This is a genomic window from Aeoliella straminimaris (assembly GCF_024054565.1).
GTDB classification, from domain to species: Bacteria; Planctomycetota; Planctomycetia; order Pirellulales; family Lacipirellulaceae; genus Aeoliella; species Aeoliella straminimaris.
The window spans coordinates 1-21744 of the sequence record NZ_JAMXLR010000082.1 but is presented as its reverse complement, the minus strand read 5'-3'; the positions used below and the strand labels follow the sequence as shown (position 1 = coordinate 21744).

General features: G+C 60.8%; 16 protein-coding genes. 9 read left to right on the top strand and 7 right to left on the bottom strand.

Features of this window, described 5'->3' with window-relative positions; translation table 11 throughout:
- Positions 1-135: 135 nt before the first annotated feature.
- From NG895_RS24030 to NG895_RS24005, 6 genes are all read right to left on the bottom strand, one after another.
- Positions 136-1653 carry a nitronate monooxygenase gene (locus NG895_RS24030; protein WP_252855094.1) on the bottom strand — a complete coding sequence of 506 codons (1518 nt, stop codon included), beginning with the start codon at positions 1651-1653 and terminating at the stop codon, positions 136-138.
- A 225-nt stretch (positions 1654-1878) separates the two neighbouring features.
- Positions 1879-3276, bottom strand: coding sequence for a DUF1501 domain-containing protein (locus NG895_RS24025; RefSeq protein ID WP_252855093.1), 1398 nt, complete (start codon positions 3274-3276; stop codon positions 1879-1881).
- 55 nt (positions 3277-3331) lie between these two features.
- A complete protein-coding gene (locus NG895_RS24020; protein WP_252855092.1) occupies positions 3332-6550 on the bottom strand; it encodes a DUF1549 domain-containing protein in 3219 nt (1072 codons plus the stop codon).
- A gap of 97 nt (positions 6551-6647) precedes the next feature.
- Complete coding sequence (locus NG895_RS24015) at positions 6648-7502, bottom strand: sulfurtransferase (RefSeq protein ID WP_252855091.1); 855 nt, start codon at positions 7500-7502, stop codon at positions 6648-6650.
- Between the two features lie 166 nt (positions 7503-7668).
- The gene (locus tag NG895_RS24010) at positions 7669-9021 is read right to left on the bottom strand and encodes a hypothetical protein (RefSeq protein ID WP_252855090.1); all 1353 of its coding nucleotides are present in this window, start codon (positions 9019-9021) and stop codon (positions 7669-7671) included.
- Positions 9022-9133: 112 nt separating this feature from the next.
- Positions 9134-10315 (bottom strand): PEP-CTERM sorting domain-containing protein, encoded by a 1182-nt coding sequence (locus tag NG895_RS24005; protein ID WP_252855089.1) that lies wholly within the window; start codon positions 10313-10315, stop codon positions 9134-9136.
- A gap of 928 nt (positions 10316-11243) precedes the next feature.
- On the opposite strand from NG895_RS24005, the gene NG895_RS24000 reads away from it, so the two are divergent.
- The 5 genes from NG895_RS24000 to NG895_RS23985 all read left to right on the top strand — a co-directional run bounded on the left by NG895_RS24000 (position 11244) and on the right by NG895_RS23985 (position 15470).
- Positions 11244-11897 (top strand): RNA polymerase sigma factor, encoded by a 654-nt coding sequence (locus tag NG895_RS24000; protein ID WP_252855088.1) that lies wholly within the window; start codon positions 11244-11246, stop codon positions 11895-11897.
- Between the two features lie 201 nt (positions 11898-12098).
- The gene (locus NG895_RS23995) at positions 12099-13163 is read left to right on the top strand and encodes a hypothetical protein (protein WP_252855087.1); all 1065 of its coding nucleotides are present in this window, start codon (positions 12099-12101) and stop codon (positions 13161-13163) included.
- Between the two features lie 270 nt (positions 13164-13433).
- Positions 13434-14270, top strand: coding sequence for a hypothetical protein (locus NG895_RS23990; protein ID WP_252855086.1), 837 nt, complete (start codon positions 13434-13436; stop codon positions 14268-14270).
- 668 nt (positions 14271-14938) lie between these two features.
- Positions 14939-15175 carry a toxin glutamine deamidase domain-containing protein gene (locus NG895_RS30970; RefSeq protein ID WP_425267255.1) on the top strand — a complete coding sequence of 79 codons (237 nt, stop codon included), beginning with the start codon at positions 14939-14941 and terminating at the stop codon, positions 15173-15175.
- A gap of 7 nt (positions 15176-15182) precedes the next feature.
- Entirely contained in the window at positions 15183-15470 is a 288-nt protein-coding gene (locus NG895_RS23985; protein ID WP_252855085.1) for a YrhB domain-containing protein, read from the top strand.
- 172 nt (positions 15471-15642) lie between these two features.
- On the opposite strand, the gene NG895_RS23980 is transcribed toward NG895_RS23985, so the two are convergent.
- Positions 15643-15969 (bottom strand): YncE family protein, encoded by a 327-nt coding sequence (locus NG895_RS23980; RefSeq protein ID WP_252855084.1) that lies wholly within the window; start codon positions 15967-15969, stop codon positions 15643-15645.
- 538 nt (positions 15970-16507) lie between these two features.
- Here NG895_RS23980 and NG895_RS23975 point away from each other — a divergent pair.
- The 4 genes from NG895_RS23975 to NG895_RS23960 all read left to right on the top strand — a co-directional run bounded on the left by NG895_RS23975 (position 16508) and on the right by NG895_RS23960 (position 21621).
- Positions 16508-17173 carry a transposase gene (locus NG895_RS23975; protein WP_252855083.1) on the top strand — a complete coding sequence of 222 codons (666 nt, stop codon included), beginning with the start codon at positions 16508-16510 and terminating at the stop codon, positions 17171-17173.
- A gap of 744 nt (positions 17174-17917) precedes the next feature.
- Complete coding sequence (locus tag NG895_RS23970; RefSeq protein WP_252855082.1) at positions 17918-18787, top strand: ParA family protein; 870 nt, start codon at positions 17918-17920, stop codon at positions 18785-18787.
- Between the two features lie 395 nt (positions 18788-19182).
- Complete coding sequence (locus tag NG895_RS23965) at positions 19183-21027, top strand: BBP7 family outer membrane beta-barrel protein (RefSeq protein ID WP_252855081.1); 1845 nt, start codon at positions 19183-19185, stop codon at positions 21025-21027.
- A gap of 309 nt (positions 21028-21336) precedes the next feature.
- Positions 21337-21621 carry a hypothetical protein gene (locus NG895_RS23960; RefSeq protein WP_252855080.1) on the top strand — a complete coding sequence of 95 codons (285 nt, stop codon included), beginning with the start codon at positions 21337-21339 and terminating at the stop codon, positions 21619-21621.
- The last annotated feature ends 123 nt before the right edge of the window (positions 21622-21744 follow it).

Here is a 21744-nt window from a genome sequence, read left to right as displayed (position 1 = left end):
TTGCCCAGCCGGCAAAGTCTGTGCCGACGCCGGAAACCGCAATTGGGAGTAAAACTGAACCAACGGGGCGCATCTCGAGTAAGAGCATCATCCGCAACGAATTTTGGTGCCGCGGCCCTATCGCCAGCACGATTTCTACCCAGCCGGCGTGGGGCAATGGGCCGAGATGCCCGTCAGCAGATGGTCGATCACGTCGACCGCCGAGTAGCTGGTTTGTTCCGGACTGCGGAGAAATTGGCCCAGGGTGGCGACATCGGTGCCGCAGGTTAGCAGTTCTTTCTCTTCGTAGCCGTTGCGTCTGGTTTGTTGCATCCCAACATTCGCCAGCAGGCAGTTGCAGACGCACTTTCGCCCCACGGTGTCTTCGATGTCGCCGCCCTTGGCGACGTACGACTTCACGGGTTCGCCAGGGCACCGCCAACCAATGGTGCCATCCTCTTTGCGATAACCTTGCTGCAGGTAGCCAAGGTCGCACACCCGACACCGCTCCGCACAGACCGCATCGTCGGACATGGTGCCGGCAAGTTGCAGCACCTTGAACGGAAACCCGGTGGGCGATGCAAGCGGATCGGTTCGCACCTCGAGCCGACCCTCGCGGCACTCACTGAGCACGTGATCGCGGAGCTCCGGACGCAAACCCGACTCGCGACAGAAAGCGAACGCGGTACCCACCTGTACGCCGGTGGCGCCGGCTTCGATGGCGCGGCGGACCCCTTCGGCCGAGCCGTAGGAACCGGCCAACCAGAAGGGCAGTCCCAACGCGGCAATCGCTTCAAGGTCGACGTCATCGCGGCGGCCGTAAATCGGTTCACCGCGATCATCGAGCGTCATCTTGCCGCGGGGCGGGGCATTGTGTCCGCCGGCAGACGGACCTTCGATGACGAACCCGTCCACGCGGCCGTTGGACTTGCGCTTGAGCATTGTGGCCAGTGGCGCCGAAGCGACAATGGCCAGGAACTTCGGGCGATTGAGCCAGGGGATCTCGCCGCCGCAGAGCTCCATGGGATTGAAACGCATGACAAACGGATCGTCTTCCGTGGCGCCAATGATGTTGAGCGGAAGCTCCACCTCCAGGCCATCCTGCAATCGATCGAGAATGCCGGGAATCAGCCGCGGGATGCCCGCCCCCATCAGTACATAGTCCACGCCGGCCAACATGGCGCCGAACAGCGAGGGAAGGGTAGGAGTCTGGATCTTTTCCAGATAGTTAATGCCGACCAGCCCATCATGATTTTCTTGGGCCAGGTACACCTCCACGAAGTTGGCCGCAACGACCAGCTCCAGCTCTTCGCGGCTAGGATTCACCGACAAGCTTCGGGTGGCTGCAAGCGTTGCGCCTGGGGGCAGTCCGCCGTCGACAAAGTAGCGGTCGATAATTCGCCTGGCCATGGCCGGGTAGGGAAACGCGTCGAGAGCGCGCCGCATGTGTCCGCCCGGATCGCCTAGCTGAAGTCGCCGTGCCAGCACCGTATCGAGCGCGGTGCCCGAAACCACTCCCAGTTGCCCAGCCTTGGCAACAGCACTTGCGAGCTCCCAACCGGAAACGGCGACACCCATTCCCCCTTGGATGATGATTGGCTCACGCCGGCACGGCGCATCAAGCCTGTTCGAGGAAGGGGCGGGTAATGCGAATGCGTCGTTCGAAGGGTCCATGCTAGCTTGCCTTTGAGGGTAACCGCGTAGCTGTTGCGATCCAGCGGCCATGCAGCAGCCGTGCGGAGTCCATTGTATAGACCAAGGCCCATGTAGCTAGGCACCAAAGACTCAGGTCCCCTGGCAAATAACCGACGAACAACACTGCAAGCTAGCGTTTTTGTTGGTTACAGGGATTGGGAAGCGGCCCATTGTTGCTATCGATGTCCATTGCAAGCAGTTTGCTTACGCCAGGATGTCGGTAACCAGTTCGCCATGCACGTCGGTCAAACGCATATCGCGTCCGCCGAACCGATAGGTAAGCTGGGTGTGGTCGATGCCTAATAGATGCAGCATCGTGGCGTGCAAGTCGTGAATGGTGACCTTGTTCTCGACCACACGGTAACCGAACTCGTCGGTCTGGCCGTACGCCATGCCACCGCGGACACCGCCGCCAACCATGAAGATGGTGAAGCCAAACGGATTGTGATCGCGGCCGTCGGTGCCTTGCGCGAACGGTGTGCGGCCGAACTCGCCTGCCCACACGATGAGTGTTTCGTCCAACAGCCCGCGAGCGTCGAGGTCCTTGATCAGCGCGGCGATGGGTTGATCGATCGATTGCGAGTTCTGCGAGTGATTCTTCCGCAGGTTCGAATGCGCGTCCCAGCGGTCGTTACCGGTCAGGCCGGGGCACGTCAGTTCGATGAATCGCACGCCCCGCTCGACCATCCGTCGGGCGAGCAAGCATTCGCGGCCGAACACCTGCGTCCCTTCGAACTCGGCGTCGAGTCCATATAACTGGCGGATGTACTCCGGTTCGTCGTCGAGCGCCGCGACGTCGGGCACCGCTAGTTGCATGCGATAGGCGAGTTCGTAGTTGGCGATGGCGCTTTCGATGGCGTCGTTATGGGCGTACTGCTCGGCCACGCCCGCGTCGAGCGAAGTCAGCAGGTGTCGCATATCGCGACTTCGTTCGTCGGTCATGCCCGGTGGGCACTGCAGGTTGGCGACCGGCAACTGTTGCGGCTTGAACATCGTGGCCTGGTGCAACGCGGGCAGGAACCCGGCGGCAAAGTTCTCGGGCCCGCCACTGGGGACGAGTCCACCGTTGATCACGACGAAGGTCGGCAGGTCCTGCGTCTCGCTGCCAAGCCCGTAGCTGAGCCACGCCCCCATGCTGGGCCGCCCGGCCTGACCGAAGCCGGTGTGCAGGAAGTAGTTGGCCGTGTTGTGTTCGGAGAAATCGCTCACCATGCTCCGCACAACACACAGCTTGTCGGCCTGCTGGGCGATGTGGGGAAACAACTCGCTGACCCACAGGCCCGACTCGCCATGCTGGGCGAACTTCCAGGGCGAAGCCAGGGTGTTGCCGACGTTGGCAAACTGCGTGGGCTCGATCTTCTGTTCGTATGGCTTGCCGTCGAAGCGTTTGAGTGTTGGCTTGTAGTCGAAGCTGTCGACCTGCGATACGCCGCCATCCATGTACAGGAATATCACACTCTTCGCGCGGCCGCGATAACCAGGCGGGGCAGGGGCCGCCGCGCCGGCCAGTCCCGCCAGGGCCACGCTGCCGAAACCGCAGGCACAACGAGCCAGCATTTCGCGGCGGGAGAGTGGGGCGGCGCCAAAGTGATTGCAATGCATAGCGAGGTTTCCGTGCTTACGACGTACGACGGACGACTGGCCGCGTCCGCTTTCTCTATTTCAAAAAGACAAACTCTTTGCTGTTCACCAGGGTCAGGCAAACATCCCGCCAGGCCGTTTCGCGAGGGAGTTGTTTTGCTTGCTGCGCGGCGACGAACGAGGTGATCTGCTGGAGTTCGTAATCGCTCGGCGGGCGAGCGTAGGCTGTGAGGAAAGCGTGACGGGCGGCCGCGGAGTCGTCGTCGAACTGCGCTGTCAACGATTCCGACCATTTGTCCATCAGGTGATGCACCAACGGATCGTTAAGCAACATTAAGGGCTGTGCGGCCGAGTTGCTCACATGCCGATACCCCACCGCGGTAAACGGCAACGGTTTGTCGAACGCCTCGAGGAAGTGATTGAACGCGTTACGCCGCACCTCGACATAGATGCTTCGCCGGCACTCGCCATCCAAGGGACCGCTCCCCTTGGGGCTACGGTTGTGACGCATGAAGTCGGTGATGTGCACCTGCACGCTTGGCCCGAACGATCCGGGGTCGAGCTCGCCCGACACGGCCAGCAGCGAGTCGCGAATGGCCTCGGCCGGAATGCGGCGGACCCGGCTGGCGTGCAGCAGTCGGTTGGCGGGGTCGGCCTGTTCGATTTCTCCGCTGGGTATCGCCGGCGAGGGTTGGCTTTGTTGGCGGTAGGTGCTGGAGAGCACCACCCGGCGGATCAGCGCTTTGGTGTTCCAGCCGCCGTCGACGAACTCGCTGGCCAGGTAGTCGAGCAACTCGGGATGCGTGGGCGGTTGGCCCAGGACGCCCAGGTTGTCGACGGTGCTGACAATGCCGCCCCCCATGAGGTGAGCCCATATGCGATTGACGTAGGTTCGCGCGACCAGCGGATTGTCGCCACTGGCGATGCGCTGCGCCAGCTCGAGTCGCCCGCTGCCATGCTCGATGGGGAACTCGCCACCCAGCGCGGTGAGCAGTCGCCGCGGCGTGGGGCTTTCGGCCAGACGTTTGTGGCTGCCGCGAAGATGTACGAATTCGTTCTCGCTGCTGCCATCCACCAGCGCCAGGGAGTACTGCGGCGCGGGGATCTGCCGCTGGAGCTCGGTGCGCTGCTGCTGGAATTTGTCGAGCGCCGCCTGATACGCAACCGCTGCGTCGCCCGAAGCCGGCGGCAGGCAGTGGTCGTGGGCCACGAGCCAATTGATCAACTGCGCGTCTTCCGGGGTGGCCTCGCCCGCCGAGCCCCGCTCCAGCGCCGCGGCGAAGGCCGCCACCGTGGCGGAGGCGACGCCGTCGCGATCGAATCGGCCACTCGCCCGCATGGCGATGGCCACGTGCAATGCTCCGCCGGGCTGTGTGTCGCTTTGACGCACTTCGGCCAGTTCGAAGCCGCCGGTCGGCACGAAGTCGACGTGCACGCGATGGCCCAGGTAGTCGCTGGTGGAGTGACTGTACCAGGCCCAGTCACCGCCCGAGTCGAGCGATTGCGGACAAATAGTATGCAGCGGGCCGTGCACTGTGCGGTGCGAATCGACCGCCAGGAACACGTTGGCCTTGCCGCGATAGCGATACCACACCTGGCCAGCGGTCACTTCAAAGGTCCGCGTGCGATACAGACCCGTCAGTTGAGGGCTGGCCACGAGGTTCGTCGCCACAGGGCGTTCGATGACGCGCAGTGGGCGCTCGCGATCGCCGGTGGCGAGAACCGCCAATGCGTCGACGGGGCCTTCGCCATAGCCGACCCCGCTGGTCCGCCAATCGGCGTAGGGCAGGGTACCATCGGTCGTGGCGAAGTCGATGACCGATGTGCCTGTTGCTTCGGCGCTCAGTTCCGCCGCCGCCTTATCCAACGCCTGTTGCACGGCCTGCGCCACATCGTGCCCGTGCTGTTCGGCGTGCAAAGCGACGGCCAGCAGGTGCAGCGGGTGGTCGGCGTTGGCCAGCATTTTGCTCAGCTCTTCGGCGCCTTCGTCCGATAGCAGATGCTTAACGACCCCAGCGGCAAGTCCGTCGAGGCGGGATTTTGCTTGCTGCGTGTAGGCCGTCAGCAGGGCGGGAGCTTCGCGGCGATTCAGTTCGGCCAATTGGTCGTACAGTCGCGCCTGCAGTTCGGGATCGGCCACGTTGGCCAATTGATAGCTGCTGCTTTGAATGAATCCGCACAGCGCGTAGTAGTCGTCGGAAGAGATGGCGTCGAACTTGTGGTCGTGACACCGGGCGCAGGCCACGGTCATGCCGAGAAACGCCTTGCCGAATACGTCGATCTGGTTGTCGATGCGATCGGCCTCTTCGCCGCGAATATCAACTGGCGCGTGGGTCGCCTCGCCCAGGTGCCACCAGGCGGTGGCTTGGATCGACTGGTTGGTACGCGTTTCTGCATCGATCCGCGGCACCGGCATCAGGTCGCCGGCAATGTGTTCCACAACCAACTGGTTGTACGGCACATTCGAGTTGAACGCGCGGATGGCGTAGTCGCGATAGCGCCAGGCGTGGGGAATGTTGTAATCGCCTTCGTGGCCGCGGGTCTCGGCGTAACGCATCAAGTCGAGCCAGTGCTGCGCCCAGCATTCGCCGAAGGCTTTGCTGGCCAACAGTCGATCGACCACCCGCTCGCAGGCGTCGTCCGCATCGTCGGCCAGGAACTGCTCGATTTCTTCCACGGTTGGCGGCAGGCCGGTCAGGTCGAACGTCACGCGGCGCAACCAGGTGCTCCGCTGGGCGGCGTCGGCCGGCTTCAGCCCGGCGGCTTCCAGCTTCGCCAGGACGAAGCGGTCGATGTCGTCCTGGGGCCACTGGTCGTCGGCAACCGGGGGCACCTCGGGGCGGGCGACTGGTTGCCAGGCCCAGTGCGCGTCGCGGCGGGCCTGGATGTCGATGGCTTGGCTGCCACCTTCCTTGGAGGGTTCGGTGTCTGGTGCGATCGCACCACTGGCAATCCACTGTCGGAGCAACTCGATCTCGCGATCCGGCATCTTGCTTCGCGGGGGCATCTGCAAGTCGGGATCGTCATAGGAGATTGCCCGCAGCAGCAAACTCTGTTCCGGTTTGTCGGCTGCAATGGCAGGTCCGCTATCACCACCGGTTTGCCATCCGCCACGATAGTCGAGCCGCAGGTTCGCCGCGCCTTCGGCGTTCTCGCCGTCGTGGCACTCATAACAACGGTTAACGAGTATCGGACGTATCTTGGCTTCGTAGAACTCGAGAGAAGAATGCTCATCAGCCGGAGCAACTTCGGCGATCAGCACGCAGCAGGCAACTGCAATTATCAATCGACGCACGGCGGGACCCATGGGTGGTGGGAGGGCGTGATGGGGGTGGGTGCGCTGATTCTAACCGTCTCCGCCGCACAATGCCAACTTTAATGACACAATGCTCCTAATGATTCTCGCCCACCGATTCAACAGGACGCGCTGTATCGCGGATCCATTCGCTCCAAGAACCGGCGTACAACTTTGCGCCACTTACCCCAGCGTGTTCGCTGGCCAACAAATTCACGCACGCGGTGACGCCCGAGCCGCACATATGCACTACCTGGTGGCCGTGATCGAACAAAGGTGCAAATCGCGTGCGCAAATTTTGCGCCGGTAGGTAATTGCCCGCATCGTCCAGGTTTTGCACGTGAGGCAAGTTCAACGCGCCGGGCACGTGTCCCGCCACCGGATCGATCGGTTCCACTTCGCCACGGTAGCGCTCGGGAGCACGGGCGTCGACCAGTACCACGGAGTCTTCGGCCACGGCCGTGGCCAGTTGCTCGGAAGTGACCCATAGCGAATGGTCCGGTGTGGCGGTGAACTCGGTTGGGGTGGGTGTGGGGGTGTCCTGCGACAGTTCGCCTCCGGCCGCTTGCCAGGCGGCGAAACCTCCGTCGAGCACCGCGACGTTGCGCAGACCAAGCCACCGCGCGAGCCACCACAGGCGCGAAGCGAACGCTCCGCCCGAACTATCGTAGGCCACGACCTGCCGCGAGCCATCGATACCCCAACTGGCAAACTTGGCGGCCAGCGCGTCGGCGTCCGGCAGTGGATGTCGGCCCGAGGTCTCGGTGATGGGGGACGACAGGTCGCGATCCAGGTGCGCGTACACGGCCGACGGAAGATGCCCCGCGGCGTATTGCGCCTCGCCCGCGGCGGGGTCGGCCAGTTCGAAGCGGCAATCGACCAGCACCACCGGCTGACCCTGCTGCAAAAGCTGTTGGAGCTGTTCGACCGAAATGAGTGTCTGGTAGGGCATGTTGCAGTGCGGGGGGCAAAGGGTGCAAAGGACCGGCGGGCAAGTCCAGGATTCTAGCACGCCCGTCCGGGCCTTCCCAGAATGCGTTGCGCTGGCAAAGAAAAAGCGTCGTGCCTGGAGTCCAGGCACGACGCTGCGAAACTCGAGCGCGTGTTGTCAGCAACCGCTAGCGACGGCGAAAGCGATACAGACCGGCCATCGCGATGCCCAGGCCACAGATCGCGATGCTGCCAGGCTCGGGAAGCGTGATGTCGGTACCTTCGATTACGCCAACCGCTTCCAGGGCGTCGATATCTTCGTGCTCGTAGCCAAACGTCGACGCGACATCGAACGCGGTGTCCCACAGGTGTCCGCCATGGTTCAGGTAATCGATGACGAACGAGCCCGAGCCCATGCCGGTGCCCGTCTTCATCAGGTGCATGATCTCGCCGCCGTCGATCGTGGCGCTGCCCGCCACGCCGCCGGTGGCGTCCATCACTTCGACGGTGCCGAGCGGATCGATGGAGAACAACAGCTCATCGCCAGGCCCCCAGAACGCGCCTGCGGTGCCGGCCGGGGCATCCATGTCGCGTGCCATGGTGGCATCGACGTCGATGGCACGCCGTACCTCGTCGTTGAAGCGAGCTCCCGCTCCGTACGTGGGAACGAGAAACAGTTCTTCCACCGCCGCGACGATCTCCGCATGCGGAACCCATGGCGAGACAAACGGCGCCGGCGAGGCGGCCGTGGCTGGTGAGTAGGCCCACACCGACGTGCCAGTCGCTGCATCCAGATCCAGCGAGAAACGAGTGGCGTCGGCCGTGGCCGGTCCGGGGGGTGGACCCATGCCGCCCAGGTAGCCTTCCTTGACCTGGAGCGCCGGTCCGAGCTCCAGGTCATGCGAAGGGGGTTCGGGGCCCCAAACTTCCAAGGCGTCCAGGTCGTACACGGGGTGATGGTTCACACCAGGGCCACCCGCGGGCGCTTCGTGAGCGGCCCACACGCCGTGGCCTACGTTCAGACCCGCGCCGGGCCCTACTGGGGCCTCATAATGTACGCGTCCGCCGCCCAGGTCGGCGGTGGTGGAAAACAACAGCGACGCTTCGTTGCGCAAGACCTGCTTGAGCAGGAGGTCGTTGTGGTTTGCCAGCGAGTCGATCTGTCCTTCGGGATAGTTGAACGCGGTGCCGGTGCCATAGTCGAAGGCGTCGACCGATCCGCTGTTGCTGTTGATGCGCCCCTGGAGGCCATCCCAGGAGACCACTTGCAGCGGGTCGAGCATGCCGCCGGCATCGCCGTCTTGGGCGTTTTGCCGGTCAGGATCGTTCACGGCGTCGGGATTGCTGCGCGAGAACTCTTTGCCGTATACAGTGTCGACACTCGTGGCCCCTTCGCCCTGCGGATTGATCTTCACCGTCGGCAGGTAAGGTAACTCTCGGTAGTAGTCTTCGGCTCCTGCGGAATTCCAGGTGCCCAGTACGGCCAGCAACATCGGGGTGAGGATCACGCGCGGCGAGCGCGCCAACAGTTCACACTTCATCATCAGCTTCCTTCCAAGTTTCAACAACGGTGAGGTGAATCAACAGTGCCTGCACAAACGGGTTGATGGCAACCCGCTTGCACAGGCGAAACGGTGTAAAGTCTATGGTTGACTAAATGGCATCGCGCGTGGCCTGGTATTTACGCCGCACCAGGACCATCGCTCCGGCACCGATGGCGAGCAGAATCATGCTAGCGGGCTCCGGCACGGCAAATTCGCCCACGGCTTCAATGGCATTGATGTCCAGGATGGCCCGCTCGTTGTCGCCGCCAATGTTGAAGGACGTCAACGCGTAGGTCTTGTCCCACACATGTCCGCCATGCTTGAGGAACTCGGTCGGAGCACTGGCGTTGAGCACAAACAGCTCGCTACCCGTGGCGTAGAAACCGCTTGGGTAAGCCGCGCTGGGTATCTGGCGAATGCTGAAAATGATCTCGTCGCCAGGTCCATCCGGGCCATCGTCCCAACGCTCTCTCTCGCCGAACACGTCGTGCACCATCAGGGCGTCGAGGTCAATCAGGTCGGGATCGATATCGGGACCCAACAGAGAGATGACCGCCGATGCGATGACAGACTGCGGCAAGTAGGTGCTGCCCGAAGCGTTCCAAATCGAAGTGCCGCTGAAGATGTCGTTGTCTAGCGAGTACTTGTCGGCGTCCCACAGCGGTGGTTCCGGTCCCCAGACCTCCACGGCATCCACGTCGTCGGGCAGCGGCATGCCATTGATCTCGGCCTGCTTGGCCCAGGTGCCGATGGTGCTGGCCGCCGCGCCATAGCCAGTGGCTTCCTCGTACGATAGTTCCCCGGCACCACCGGCCATGCCGATCGGCAACGCAATCGGACCGGCTGAGGGCAAGGTAGAAACCACGACACCCCCAGCGGCGGTGATCGTGTGATACGTGTCGTCGAACGAGAAAATCAGGTGAGCCCGATCCTCCTTCAACTGCGTATAGGCATAGTCGCCGGAGTTGGCCAGGGCGTCGACGTCGTTCTCCGCTGTCCAGTTGGGCCGGGTGCCTGTATAGTCGGCCACGTCCACGACCCCTCCAACACCATCCCAGGCGATGACTTGCTGGGGATCGAGAGCTCCGGTGTCGTCGGTATCCAAGTCGTGCGAATACTCTTTGCCTCCAACGTCGTTGGGGGCGATTACATCAGGACCAAAGCCGGGAAAGGGTCCACCGGCCGATCCATAGGGGATGGTTGCAAACGCCGAGGTGGCCAGCGCAAGTGTGGCGGCGATTGTAACGATCGAGCAGCGGCTCAGCATGCGCGCAGCTTGAGCGCAGATCATCATTAGACTCCTTGTGAGGTTGGACAGCGAAACGTACGAGACCCAAATTTCCCCAGAATTCGGCCGCTAACCTACGCAGGAAGCGACGGGTCTCGAAAGCGAACAGAAAGTAGAAAAGAGATCAGTTGAGTTCACCAGCGTCGACTCCAAGGACAAGACGGAGGAGTTCCCATCAGAAACTCGTAATGCTCTCCCGGGGCATCTCATGCGAGTCGTAGCACCCATCGAATCGTGGCGACTAAAGCCCCTCCCACCGGGCGACACCACATACCTTCGGTAAACGCTCTCTCTAGTCCACTTTCGGGAAACTGAAATCCAAGTCAAGTGTTTGGGCGAGTATTTGCGGAAAGAGGCCGCTCCGCACCCCAGGATTGCCAGCAAAAGTGCAGGCTCTCTTGCGGGGGGCGATGAAACAGAGTCTAGAGGTCCAGAAAGACCTCCGCAAAGGGTAATCACGCAAATACCGGACAGAGCTGCGCAGCGGCTATTGAAAGGGTGCGGCCTACGGCTAGTGGTGCGGATGACCGCAGTCTGTGAGTGTCTCATAATGGCTCTCGGCGGTCGATTATGGGACACCGTTTGTGCAATGGAGTGCAATTTTGGCAGATAGATAAATTGTAGGATTTTCAAAAAATGCGCGAACCAACTCCCCCCTTCAACACGTAACCGATTAACTGCTATGGGGTTAAATACATTTGAGCACTAAACCGTAGCGGTCAGGTGTGCTAGGTGGCACACCGGTTGCATTTATAAATCCTTGCGATTGGCCATGAGGGGTGGAACCTAAACTCCGGCCTTTTGCCTATCCCGCTGTCCATGGATGCGCGTACAATGCGAGGACGGCGGGTACCCATTTTTGACGGGAGGGGAATCCATGGACTCGGTTCCCTTGAGCGTCGGACTCTCCAGCTGAGGAGTTCGGATTATTATGAAAACTGCACGCAAGGAAGAAACACGTCGTAAGACCACCCGCCCGGCGACTGCCGATGGACGGGAGGATGAACAATTGCTGCTCGAGTATCGTGAATCCGGCGATGAGCTGTTGCTCAGCGAACTGGTCCAGCGGTACGAGCGGGAACTATATAGTTATCTGCGCCGCTTCTTGGGCGATGCCGCCCTGGCCGAGGACGCGTTCCAGAACACGTTCATGCAGGTACATAGCAAATGCCATACGTTCGATGGCTCGCGCCGATTCCGTCCCTGGCTGTACACAATTGCCACCAATCAGGCGATTGATCTGCAGCGTCGGAACAAGCGTCATCAGATTGCCAGTCTCGATCGGCCGCAGCGCGCCGCCCATTCCGAGGTCGGCACCCTGATGAATCTGCTGGAGTCGGGTGAAGCGAGCCCGTCCGAACGATTCGACCTCCGCGAGCGGATGGAGTGGGTTCGCAGCGCCGTGGCCGCACTGCCCGAGCAGTTGGCCTCGGCCATTGGCCTGGTCTATTTCCGCGGCATGAAATACCGGGAAGCAGCCGAAGAGCTGGCTGTACCGGTTGGAACGGTTAAAAGCCGTCTGCACTCGGCCGTGCAGCAATTGGGCGATGCGTGGGAACAGGCGCATGGTTCCGACGGCAAGTAAGTTGCCGAAAATTGCCTGCCAAAAAGGCCGAACGTTATCCGCCCCACGGGCGTAGTAGAATAGAGAGCGAGGCAACCACCGTTACCGGCGACAAACAATCGGTGACAGGTTTGCGTTACAATCGACTCCCCGTCAGTGGACCACTGGCGGGGAGTTTTCCCTAATCTACTGGCCCTCTGCAGTGGCGATTCCGACGTTCTGATGCGTGAAGATCTCATAGCTTACGCCCTGGGCGAACTGGACGACGACGATCGCTTGCGAATTGAGCAGGCGTTGGCCGAGGATCCAGAGCTCCGCGACGAACTCGAGCAGGTTCGCGACTGCCTGGGCGATCCCCAGTGTGGCAAGCCCACCAACCCCATTCCTCGCGGGCTTGCCGATCGCACCACCGCTAGCGTTTTAGCCGGTTGTGCGGAGTCGGAGGAGGAAGAATACCGTCCGATGGGCATCGCTGCGGCTACCGGTTTCATGACGCCCATGGACATGACGGTTGCCCTGGGCATTCTGTTGGCGGTGGGCAGCTTGTTGACTCCCGCCCTGTATTCCGCCCGGAATCATTCGCAGCAAATCAACTGCACGAACAACCTTCGTCAGCTCGGCGTGCTACTGACGCAGTACTCCGAAGAGCATCGCGGCTACTACCCTGTGGTGCGGCCGGACGAGCACGTTGGCATCTTCGCCACGCGATTGCGTGAAGCGGACTACATGCAAGGCGAAGCCTTCGATCAGTTGTTCGTGTGCCCCGATTCGCCAGTGGCCGAGCAGATCGAACGCAGCGGTCACGGATTCCACGTGCCCACCACGGCCGAATTGGCAGTTGCCAAAGGAAACTGGCTAACGGAATTGAAGCAAATGTCGGCCGGCAGCTACGCCTATCAACCAGGTTACGTGCGGGGCAAGTGCTACCTGCCGGCCCGCAACCGCCGCAACTGCCTGGTACCGGTGTTGGCCGACGAACCGAGCATGGTGGAGAACTATCAAACCGGTGCCAATCATGGTGGCAACATCGTCAACACGTTGTTCCAGGACGGCAGCGTGCGTAGTCTCGAGGCCCCCATGGTCCCGCGGGTGAACGATCATCTGTTCATCAACAATCAGGGTGAACCAACCCTCAGCGATACCTGGAACGATGCCGTGGTGCTCCGCAGTGGCGTTACGCCCAGGACGCACTTCCCCACGCAGCAGATGCCCGAACCGGTGTATCGCATCTTCTTCAAACTGCAGATCCGCCATCCCGTGGGTGTGCAGTCGTCTGCCGCTCAGTGATTCGCCGCCTCATGTGGCCGAAAGGCAACATGCTGCCGCGCCTGGTGGGGTAAAAACGCAACGTCCGGGCGACCGATCCGGCAGGCCCCGCTGTAAAAGTGTCGGTCTTTTCAGGTCCTGGCAACTGCCGCTGCACTCTGGCACGCGGGGTGCGTTACCCGGGAGTACGAACCTCTTCAGTGTCGGCGACCGAACGATCTCAACTCGCTCGGTCGCCGACGCACCTCCCCGACCGCTGAGGCGAGCCACGCCCCACACGCGCCCAATGCCATGCAATCGCAAGAACTTCTGGAAGTGGCCGGCCTGTTAGCCGCCAATGCTCGCACTCTCGCCTGCGACCAACCCGAACTGGCCGAACCAGCGCTAGTCGACTATTGGGTCGCCTCACGCTGTCGCTTTGATAGCTGGGGGCAAGACCTCCGTATGTACGCCGTGGCGGCCAGCAAGTCGGATGCCCGACCGCTGACGCCCCGGTTGTTTCGCCTGTCGGTTGAGATCGACACCAGCGAAGTGCTCGCCCGCACGCTGGCGGCTTTGGGATTCGCCCACGATGCGCAGCACGCCCGCCACGAAACCGGCCCCATCACCACCAACGTACTGGCAGGGCATCGCGATGTGGCCAACCGGCTCAACGAACTGCTGGCCGGGCGCGACGAGTCGGCCTATCGCGACGTGGTTCGCTTCCGCAATCTGCGGGCGCGGCTGCATCGGCTGACCGACGAACTGGTGGCTTGCTTCCTGCCATTCGCCCAGGTGGCCGCCTTTGCCCACAATCCGCGTGAGATCGAGCAACTCGGCACCCTGGCCGCCAGCCGAGTGGCCCGAGGCGACGAACCGGCGGACTGGCCCGCACTACGCGGAACCATCTGCGGCCTGCGTCACGAGTGTGGCGAGGCGGGCCCCAACGACAGTGAAAACCAGCAAGTTGCCGCCGCGGCAATGGGATTGTTCGACCCTGAGATGTTCGACAGCTTCGGCCTCTTGCGGTCCACCTGGATACGTCGCCTGGAACGCACCGGCAGCGAAACCAGTGTGCTGCTCGACGAGTGGCTGGCTACCGATCTGGAACCGGATACCTACACCGGCAACCGCTTGATCCGCGACTGACCGGATTTCTGATCGAACCCGAGCAAGAGCCGAAGCCTCGAGTACTTCTCGATGCAGTGCTCTGTGGGCAGCCTCAGTAGCTCGTAAAGTTAGATTCTCCAGCAAACCAATCCGGTGGCACGGCCGATCACCTCGGCAGTCGTCCTCTAATAAGGGTTACCGGTGGTAGCACGAGAACGTCAACTCGTGAATCTCGCCCTGCCGGTCGAAGTGCCGGACTCGTTTTCGCTGAGGCTTGGCAGAGGACATGCCGCAAGTGTAACACCGTGGCGAGTTGCACACCAAACCTTACGCACACTGCTGGTCAAGGGACATCGTGGCGGACCGTGTTTGGCCCAACTAGCCGCTCCGACTCACTCAATGGGTCCACCCTCGACAAGCCAGCAGTGGCACCCGAAACGTGCCGGCTGGCAGTGCCACCCCGCCGCGGCTGGACCAATTACGTGAACGGCGTCGAGACAGAGGCCGAACTTGCCGCACTACGAAAGTGCGTGGCCCGCGGCACACCTTTCGGGGAGTCGTCTTGGCGGATTCAGACAGCGGGAGAGTTGGGATTGGAGTCGACCCTCCGCCCACGGGGCAGGCCGAGGTTAGAGGAAAAGTAGAATGTCCCCTTTAATTCGTGGTACCCAAAGACCTTTCTCGAAGGTTTGCAGTATGTTGAGTCTGTGATCGATAACGGCAAGTTCTTCGTTCCATCTTCGTTGTCGAATATACGGCAATCAATCGCAGGAAATGTTGGTAATCGAGGGGTTGTAGTGGGTTATAGGAAGGATGGTACGTCCCACGCCTTCAATGTGATAAACAAGAATGGTAAAGTGCATTTCTTTGACGGCCAAAACAATTCCAGGATATCAAACCTCGATGAATACGAGGGTCTTTATTTTCTCCCGACAAACTACTGAGCAAAACATGGATCCCGAAGAATTTCGACAAGCTATACTGCAGAAAATACGACTGGAGTTTGGTGAGGACGTTGACATCGACGATCAGAAGACAATCCACAAAGACTATGGCTGGATTGTTTTCTACAACACGAAAGCATTTCTAGCTTCTGGTGACTTGATGGTGGCGCTGATGTCGAATGCACCGTGGCTCTGTACATGGGATGGGGAATGCTACTCCCTTCCGCTACATTGCTCCGTCGCAGAGGGGGTACGCATTCTCGAAAAAGAACTTGGCCTGACTTTGAGTGAATGATGCCCGCATATCGATCTGTTTATTGAGGAAGCTAAGTGCCACTGGCTAAAGTAGATTGAGAGTTTGCAATGTCATTTCAAGTTCCGCGTTATCCAATAGACCCGACGTTAAGACAAACCAACTGTCGTTTATTTACACAGGACGGCTGCACGGCATGAAATCAGAAGAAAACTCACAGCGAGTTACTCATCATCTGCAACCTGTTACCAATAGGTACCAAAGCATAGGTCACTAAGATGGCGAGTAGGATAATAGAAGAAGGCTCGGGGACTGCAAAGGGATTCTCCAACATCCGCACCCCCGAACCGGTCGTTACGAACAGCAGCCGTGCATCGGCGGAAGTGGAAAGAAAGTTAGGCACCGGAGAGAATTCTGCACCAATATCCTCCCCCACCGGCAGACTGCCCAACAGGTCCCAGGTATTGGTATCGTACACCTCGATCGCATCCGTCCGCCGATCCGCCATGTACAGCACGTCCTGCAACGGATCGAACGCCAAACCACCGATGTGATAGTAGTTAAGGGGAATAAAGGGGACATTCTACTTTATTGCTCTCTCAGCCGCTGCTACACCGGCCTCTATGCCCAGAACCGCTTGGGCTTCGCGTGTGTGCCACTGGCTCTGCCAGTGCAGGCTAACTGTGTTCGGTCTGCACACCACTACGGTCGAACCACTGGGCAGAAGGCGTGGTGAGAAGTGGCAGACGACGGTAACAATAGAAGGTCAGCTCATGCAAATGGCGGTGACCGTCAAAGTGCCGGACTCGTTTTCGATGGGGCTCCGCAGGTATTGCTTCGCGGCAGTTCAATTCACTGGCGAAGCCAGTGGCACACAGCAACCTGATGGCCCGTCAGTGCCACCCGTCCGGCGAGTGTTTGCCCCAACTCGCTGCTCCGACTCCTTCATCGGGGCCACACTCGACAAGCCAGCAGTGGCACCCAAAATGTGCCGGGTCGCATTGCCACCCCGCCGCAACGGAGGAATAAAGGGGACATTCTACTTTAATTCCTCCCCAGCCGCTGCTACACTGGCCTCTATGCCCAGAACCGCCAGAGCCTCGCAAGGTGGCTACCTCTACCACGTTCTCAATCGAGGGAACGCCCGCGGCGATGTGTTTCATAAAGACGCCGACTTCCTGGCTTTCGTCGACTTGATGCGGCTGGCCAACGAGCGGCTCGCCATGCGGGTGGTGGGCTACTGTTTGATGACCAACCATTTTCATCTGCTGCTCTGGCCGCACCACGACGGCGACCTCAGCCGCTGGATGCAGTGGCTCATGACTTCGCATGTCCGCCGCTACCATCGCCACTACCAGTCGAGCGGTCACGTCTGGCAGGGCCGCTTCAAGGCCTTCCCGGTGCAGGACGACGAGCACTACTGGACCGTGCTGCGGTACATCGAACGCAATCCGCTGCGGGCCGGGTTGGTCGAGCGGAGCCAAGACTGGGAGTGGTCGAGTCTCAAGCCCTCGAAGCGGAGCGGACCGGAGGGTTTGTTATCGACCGGGCCGCTAGAAAAATCCCGCGGCTGGACCAACTACGTGAACGGCGTCGAGACAGAGGCCGAACTTGCCGCACTACGAAAGTGCGTGGCCCGGGGGACACCTTTCGGGGAGTCGTCGTGGCAAGCTAAAACTGCAGGAGAGTTAGGACTGGAGTCGACCCTCCGCCCACGGGGCAGGCCGAGGTTAGAGGAAAAGTAGAATGTCCCCTTTAATTTCCCCCTTTAATTCCTGGCTGGTCCTTCTCCGCGGTCACTAGTCGCGGCTTGGTGGGCGAGACGGGGCAATGCGCGGTGTCCAAAAATCATTGTTGAAAGCGGCCTGTGGTGTGGTCCAATAAGCTGGTGACAGTACGTACACACACCGGCGAGCGGGGGCCGTCAGGCCCCTGGTCGTGTTAAACGCGGGTGGGCAGTGGGCAGTGGGCGGTGGGCAGTAAGGTGAATGAGTGAATAAGTGAGTAGGTGAGTAGGTGAGTAAGTGAGTAGGTGAGTAAGTGAGTAGGTGAGTAAGTGAGTAAGTGAGTAAGTGAGTAAGTGAGTAGGCGAGTAGGCGAGTAAGTGATGCCGAATTTCTGAATCCCCCAGTCCCCGGAGCGTATCCCCCAACATGCGGAGAACAACGCGCGGGGTTTTGTCGCACCCCCCGATTGGTTTGGCCGAGAAAAATAGTGGTTTCACCAATTGCGTGGCGACAAAACCGAGCGAGTTTTGGGCCCATGGATGTAAATCCCGGAAGTTGGCCCAAAACTCACAAGACTTGATAGGTACCAGCGAGTTGAAATAGCCGGACCGCCACGCGGTCCGCGAAAGTTCTCCCATAGGTGTACCCAGCCAGCCGTGCTAGCATTGGCTGCGAATTGCTATGGGACGGCCGGGGGCGTTCTCTTACACTCTGCCGCCACGTTTCGGTTTTCAACTTCTGCTCGGCAAAGGATTGCCCCCCATGCGCTCGATTGCCATCATCAATCAAAAAGGTGGCGTTGGTAAAACCACCACCGCCGTGAATCTGAGCGACGGCCTCGCGCGACAGGGCAAACGCGTGGCGCTGGTGGACCTCGATCCACAGGCCCACGCCACGCTGCACCTGGGCATCGACCCCCGCAGTGCCCGCAACACGACCTATCACCTGCTGACCGGCGACGCCGAGTTTGCCAGCATGTGGCGCACCGTGGACAACGGCCTGAAGGTGGCCGCTGCGCACTTGGACCTCGCGGCCGCCGAAGTGGAGTTGGCTGGCGTGGTGGGCCGCGAAGCGATTCTGCGGGACAAGCTAGCAAAGGTGTCCGGCGACCTCGACTACCTGATCATCGATTGCCCGCCGTCGCTCGGTTTGCTGACGCTCAACGCGCTAGCGGCGGTAGAGGACGTTTTTCTGCCGCTCCAGCCGCACTTTCTGGCCCTGCACGGCTTGAGCAAGCTGATGCAGACCGTCGGGCTGGTAGCATCCCGACTCAACCATCGCCTGCGGATGGCCGGCGTGGTGCTCTGCCTGTACGAATCGGGCACCCGGCTCGCCAACGAAGTATCGGGCGACGTCGAGGAATACTTCGACCACCTGCGAACCGAAGGCCCGGTGTGGGAGCACGCCCGGCTGTTTAGTTCGCGGATTCGCCGCAACATCCGCCTGGCCGAGGCGCCGAGCTTCGGCAAGTCCATCTTTGGCTACGACAAGTCGTCGGCCGGCGCCCAGGACTACCATGCCCTCACCAGCGAGGTGCTGTCTTACTACGCTGGCAGAGCATTGGTCGATGCTCCCGCCAGCTTGCCCCCAGTGGCGAAGCCGGAGCTCATCGAGCACCGCGGCGCGGCGTAAAAGCTGCTTGCCCATTGCCAATTCTTCTCTACAGCGCCGGCTGGCACCGTCCGCTAGGTGTCAGCCACATTCTGATAGCGCGCGTTAAACCTTGCTGGCTGCGGCGACCTTGTCGATTGCGGGGCTTCTTCCTGGCGTAGCGATTGACCGGCCTGCGGGTATCCCTTTTGCGCCTGGTTAGCGCGATTATCGCGACCGGCGCGCCTGGAGGGACGATTGATGGGGGTAGGAAGGGCCGCGCAGTCCCCTCGCTTCGACTGTCGAAAGTCGAGCAAGGGATCCACACAAGGATGTCGTGGATGTGCCTGCCGCGTCTCCTCTCACCCGCACATCAGAACCTGCGCCAGGAGCGTGGGACCGCGAACCCACAAAATGGAGTTTAGGAGGTCGCTCGGATGATACGTTCTCGATTAGCAGGTCTGCGCACTTGGGGAGCATTCGTGCTTGCGCTGACCGGTGGTGGCTCGTTCGCTGTAGCGCAAACGGCTCCCAACTTTCAAGCACCCTACTCGCAGGCCGGTACACAGTACGGCCAGCAGCAGTACGGGCAGCAGCAACAGTACAGCCCGTATCGGCAACAGCCGGCTTCCACGCCGGCCGTTCAGCCGCAGGTTGGTCCCTACAAGGTAACTGCACCGCCTGCGCAAGCTCCGGCTCAGCAGGCAACCCAGGTGCAACGTTACGCGCCACCGCAGCAGTCGGCTCCCGCCTATGTGCCGCCGCAAACCGCTTCGGCGCCTCCCCAGCAAGGCTACCGTGTAGCGGAGTACCAACTGCCCAACTACCAGGCCCCCGCGCCTGGCCAGCGGTACGCGATGATGGACGAGACCGCCGAAGCCGAGTCGGTTCCACCGCCACCCGCGTCAGAAGCTCACTCGGCGCCCGTGCAAGGGGGCGGTTCTCCGACCACCGTTTCGTCGACGGCCGACTGCAACTGCAACCAGGGGACTTCGGGCAGTTGGGAAGGCTATGTCCAGGCACCTGGCGGTTCGTATGGCTGCAATAACAGCTCGTGCTATCCGGACTGCGATTACGGCGCCTTCGGTGGCGGCGGAACGCACAAGCTGCTGGGCGACGGCGCTTGCAACACGGGCTGTGGCCGCCAGTGGTTCTTCGGCGCCTACGCTTTGTTCATGACACGGGACAATCCCAGTTACAGCCGGTTTGCCATTTCGGCCGACGAAGCGACGACCTACCCCTACTACCCCACCCAGCAGGACGTTGTTCTCTCGACTGACAACATCGAGCCACAATGGCAGTGGGGTGCCGAGATCCGTTTCGGCAGCACGTTTGGTCGTCCCGTCAGTTGCGATCCCTGCGGTGGCAGTGCACAACGACCTTGCGCCTGGGAAGTGGTTTACTGGGGATTGGCCGAAGACGATGAGTCGGCGGCGATCATCGATTCGCTGACCGATACCGACCGCCTGTTTAGCGTGGTCAACTACAACGGCCTGCAATTCGACCGCGACGGCGCCGCCGGTGGTACCTACGCGGCTGAAGAGTTGCCGACCTACTTCGACGGTATCTACAACCCCGATTTGGCGACCGGTACCGTCCGTCTGCTCGGCATGCGTGCTCGCCAGAACTTCAGCGTCCAGAACGTGGAGCTCAACTTCATCCGCTTCCCGATGGGCGGCGGCACAGCGGCCTGCCCGTCGCCGCTGAGCGTCAACGCGGTCTGCGGTGTGCGATACATGAAGCTGGACGACGACTTTCAACTCGCCGCCATGTACTCCGACAGCAGCGTGGCCACCGATCCGGTGGACTACGTCGGCTTCCTGCCCACGGACGACAACACCATCTTCCACGATATCAATGTCGACAACGAACTGGTCGGCTTCCAGTTCGGTGGCAACATGAACTACATGGTTGGTTGCAAGCTGAGCCTGTTCTGCGACACCCAAATGGGTATCTATGGCAACAGCATCAGCAGCAACCAACGCGTGTGGGCCGGTGGCGATGGCGAAGTTTACCTGGCGGACGGTACCAGTGCCGCGGTGGTTAACTCCGACAAGACCGACGTGTCCTTCATGGGCGAACTGCGGGCTGGTGTGGGTTACCACCTCAGCAACAACTGTCGCTGGACCACGGCCTACCGCGTGATTGCGATCACGGGTGTGGCCCTCTCCACCGAGCAGATTCCCACCGAATGGTCGGGTGCGGACTACGTGGGCATTGTCGACTCGAACGACTCGATCGTGCTGCACGGCCTGCAAACCGGTTTCGAATGGAAGTACTAGCGTTTCCCTCGCTAATGCGTTTCCCCAGCGTGGTTGCCCCCACAACCACGTAACCCCCAGCCCCGGCGACTTCCCCCTCCTTGGAGTCGCCGGGGTTTTTTTGTGCGCGCATCGTAAGGTGCGGCTGGGGATGGTGGCCAAGGTGTGCTCATTGGGCACCACTCCTGTTCCCGGTTCGATGAGTGCAAGCCGAACTCCGTTGGTCTACACTGGCAGAGTTCGTGTCGCTCGAGATGGCAGTGCCAGCCGCCGTGTTTTCAACAGAGCCAGAATGTCACCTTGCGCCCTCTCAGAAACAGGGCTAGATGTATGAGATACTTGTTGTGGATAGCCTGCATTGCAGGTGTTTCGGGGATCTTACTGTTGCGAACGATTTACCCAAGTGATGATTTTGAGCAATTACCTCCATTGCCAGCGCCGATGCTAGGCATGATGATCATGACATATTTCTTTGTATTTCTTCCGTTGCTTGCCTTCGTGTTGTTTGAGCAACTAAAAGAAGAGAGGGCAGGGAAGGCTAGAGTGGTGCGCTTTATCGTAGCTCCATTTGTTGTGGCACTGTGTTTCTTCTTCACAATGCTTTTGCTTGGCTAGGCGGGCACCCGAGAAACCCATGGGCACACCCATCTATCTCGTGAACTTGCGAATAGTTCGAATTGGCATAAGGATATGAACCTGCGCCGCCGGAGGCAGATTCCGTCCACAACGGCCCTTGGA